This window comes from Prosthecobacter sp., from assembly GCF_049294395.1.
GTDB lineage: Bacteria > Verrucomicrobiota > Verrucomicrobiia > Verrucomicrobiales > Verrucomicrobiaceae > Prosthecobacter.
Genome location: NZ_JBAQCR010000191.1, coordinates 1 through 3709, shown reverse-complemented (window position 1 = coordinate 3709; position 3709 = coordinate 1). Strand labels below are relative to the sequence as shown.

The 3709-nt window shown below is 58.7% G+C and carries 2 protein-coding genes and 1 pseudogene; all 3 read left to right on the top strand.

What is annotated here, in order from left to right; genetic code table 11:
* A partial coding sequence (locus WAW39_RS12360; RefSeq protein WP_422319219.1) for an acyl-CoA dehydrogenase family protein occupies positions 1-1316 on the top strand: 1316 nt, incomplete at its 5' end.
* Between the two features lie 91 nt (positions 1317-1407).
* Positions 1408-1875 (top strand): large conductance mechanosensitive channel protein MscL, encoded by a 468-nt coding sequence (mscL, locus tag WAW39_RS12355; RefSeq protein ID WP_422319217.1) that lies wholly within the window; start codon positions 1408-1410, stop codon positions 1873-1875.
* Between the two features lie 445 nt (positions 1876-2320).
* Positions 2321-3709 (top strand): annotated as a pseudogene (locus WAW39_RS12350) (hypothetical protein); the annotation flags it as partial.

Genomic DNA, 3709 nt, shown 5'->3' with positions numbered 1-3709 from the left:
TCAGCGCCTTTGCATTGACGGAAAATGAAGTGGGGTCAGACCCGGCGCGGATGAAGACGACGGCCAGACTTGACGCGGATGGCGAGAGCTACATCCTCAATGGGGAGAAGCTGTGGTGCACCAATGGCACAAAGGCCGGCTTGATCGTGGTGATGGCCAAAACACCCACGGCAGAGAAGCCCAATGCCACCACGGCATTCATTGTCGAAACAAGCTGGCCAGGTGTGGAGATCCTGCACCGCTGCCGGTTCATGGGGCTCAAGGCGCTCTACAACGGGGTTATTCATTTCGAAAACGTGAGGGTGCCGGTGGCGAATGTGCTGGGCGGTGTCGGTCGCGGCCTCAAGGTGGCGCTGACGACGCTGAACACGGGGCGCATCACTCTGCCAGCCGCATGCACTGGCCTGTCGCAGCGCTGCCTCGACATCAGCAAACGATGGGCGCGCTCGCGTGAACAGTGGGGACAGCCGATTGGCCGCCACGCCGCCATCGCGGACAAACTCAGCCGCATGGCCGCGGACACTTTCGCGATGGAAAGCATTGTGCGTTATGTCTCGGCGATGGTGGATCGTGACAAGCACGCTGACGTCCGCCTCGAAGCCGCCATCGGCAAGCTCTGGGGCAGCGAAAAATCCTGGCGCATCATGGATGACACGATGCAGATGCGCGGGGGGCGTGGATTTGAAACGGCGGCCTCGCTGAAAGCACGAGGGGACGTGCCCGAACCTGTGGAACGACTGTTCCGCGACTCACGCATCAATACGATCTTTGAAGGCAGCAGCGAGATCATGCGGCTGTTCATCGCGCGTGAGGCGCTGGAGCCGCATCTCAACCTCGGTGCTGATGCGGTGAATCCGACGCTGCCGTGGAAGGTGCGAGCCAAGGCCGCCATGCGTGCCGCAGGGTTTTATGCCACATGGTATCCACTGAAATGGCTGCCGCTGGGGGCGGGAGACGCGAGAGATTTGCTGCATCCATCCCTGCAGTTCGAGCTCGATGACATTGCCCGGCAGAGCCGGGTGCTGGCGCGGCGGTTGTTCCTCGCGATGGCGCTGAATGGTCCCAAGCTGGAAAAGCGGCAGGTGCTGCTAGGCCACTTTGTTGATGTGGGGGCCGAATTGTTTGTCTGGGGCTGCACGCTGGCCCATGCGCAAAGCAAAGTGAACGACTCATCCATGGGCGAGGTGGAAATCGACAAACTGGTGAGGCTGGTGCGCTTTTTCGGAAAGATGACGCGTGAGCGCATCGCCAGCAGCTACCGGCACCTCAAGGAGAATCTTGATGCCGAGAGCTGGCGGGTCGCGCAGGAGGTGTGAGCGCATTTTGTGCTGGCCTGATGCCTGCTGATGGGTTTAGAACGTGACCGGTTCCACGAACCGGTCACATTCACTTCATCATTCCCACGCCATGCTCAAAGAATTCAAAGCGTTTATCCTCAAGGGCAACGTCGTCGATCTCTCCACGGGGGTGATCATTGGCGCGGCCTTCACAGGCATTGTCACGGCATTTGCCAAAGGAATCGTTGAGCCGCTTCTGGCGCTGTTTGGCGGAGGTCCAAGTCCGAAGCTGACGATCCCTCTCCGGGAGGTGAGCCTGCAAGTGGCCAAGATGGGAGCGGATGGCAAGCCGCTGGTGCAGGCCGATGGAACGCCGGTCATGGACACGGTTAAAAAGATTATCGAACTCGATATCGGCAGCATCATCGGGGCGGTCATCAGCTTCTTGATCACGGCGGCAGTCGTGTTTTTTGTGATCGTCAAACCGATCAACAAACTGATGGCGATGACGCGGAAAAAAGAAGCGGACGCGCCGCCACCTCCGCCGCCTGCTGACATCGTGCTGCTCACGGAGATCCGGGATCTGTTGAAGAAGTAGGATTGGAGGGGACTCGGCTTCTTTGTCTGCGACTTCCATCTTGGCTCCGGCGTAGTCGGAGCGGGTGAGGAGACCAACCCTGTGACGTCCTGCTTGATGTAACTGGAATGGCGGGAGGAAGGCTTTTATCCGCAATGAGGGGATCGTGGCAGGCGGTCGGTTTGGAAATGAAGGGGGATAGGACGACAGGCATCGATTTGGAAGGGCTGCGTCATGTCCTGCTCTGCTAGACACGAGGATTAAATAAAGGCTTATGAGTAATTGGATTAAGTCTTAACAATCCCTACAAACGTCTTACAACCCTAATCTCGACAACCGTGGGTGATCATCATGATAGTGGCAAGATTCACGAATTTCCACTATCCGAATTAACGTCACTCTCCTATCACGCCTACGCCGAGAACGCTGGTTGCATGTCATTCAAATCCTGGTCTTTGTTTCATGGATGATGAACCCATTCCCCGGAGCCTTCTCTTACTGGACGCTCAGCAATGGCGTTAAAAGTGAAATGGCCAACTTCCCCGAAGGCGATCCTTGGCACGAACAAGACGGCGATGGCGACGGCTTCAACAATGCGCAGGAGGCGCAGTTTGGCAGCGATCCCTACCGCCTTGATTCTGACCTCGACGGTTTGCCAGACCTGGTGGAATACCAGTATTCACTGGCGGCTGTCACAGCAGGCACTCCGCTGCCCTACGATCCTTGGAGCTGGGACAGCAATTGCAACGGCTTTTCGGATTTCGACGAGTACTACCAGCAGATCCAGGGGTACAATCCGGTGGTGAACTATGCCAGCCTCACTGCGGGCACCTTCTGCAGCTACTCGGATGCGGATGGCGATGGATTGAAAAACTTCGAGGACAGCGAACCCTTCAATACCGACCGCGATGGGGACCTCTTGTTAAACTGGAACGAAGCCGCCGGGCAGATGGATGACCCCTACAACGGCGCAGGGCCGCCAAATTCCGATCCACCCCCGCCGACCGATCCCGGCGTGATCATCGGCGGGAACTGGTACCCCACAGGCACCATGGACAGCGATGGTGACGGCACGCCCGACCAGCTCGACTCGTTTCCCTATGGCAGCTTCTGGTATCAGGGCATCGAGTACGGCGGAGCATCGAGCGACCGTGACCTCGACGGCATCCCCGATGTGGCAGACCCGTTCCCGGATGGCAGCTACTGGTACAACGCTACGGAATACGCCGCGCCCTGGGTGGATCAGGATGGGGATGGCATTCCCGATGGGTTGGACCCCTGGCCGACGATTGCGGGCAGCTACACCTACAATGGTACGGAGTACCCCGGCCTTATACTCGATGCGGACAACGACGGCATCCCTGACGCACTTGACCCCACCCCCAACGGTGAAGCGCCTCCTCCTAACGAGCCGGACCCCTGGAACGGCCTGCCTCATTACACTTACAACGGCATCGAATATGCTGGCTCTTGGAGCGATCAGGACGGGGACGGCATTCCGGATGGCCAGGATGCCACGCCTAATGGCGGCTACTGGTACAACGGCAACGAATACGCCGGCAGTTGGAGCGACCAGGACGCGGACGGCATTCCTGATGCTTTGGACAACTGGCCCGATGACAAGTGGAACGGCGCTGCGCATTTCACGTATCAAGGAGTCGAATATCCGGGCAACATGGTTGATGACCGGGATTGGGACGGCATTCCCGACGCTGCGGACGCCTATCCGGATGACCGCACCAACCGCACCAACCGCACCAACCGCACCAACCGCGCCGACACCGATGGCGATGGCCTGAGCGATTACGATGAGACCACGCAGTACGGCACAGATCCCGCCAAGACGGACTCGGAC

Excerpts from the sequence above, each read along its gene's own strand:
- mscL (WP_422319217.1), top strand. The coding sequence starts at position 1,408 with ATGCTCAAAGAATTCAAAGCGTTTATCCTCAAGGGCAACGTCGTCGAT.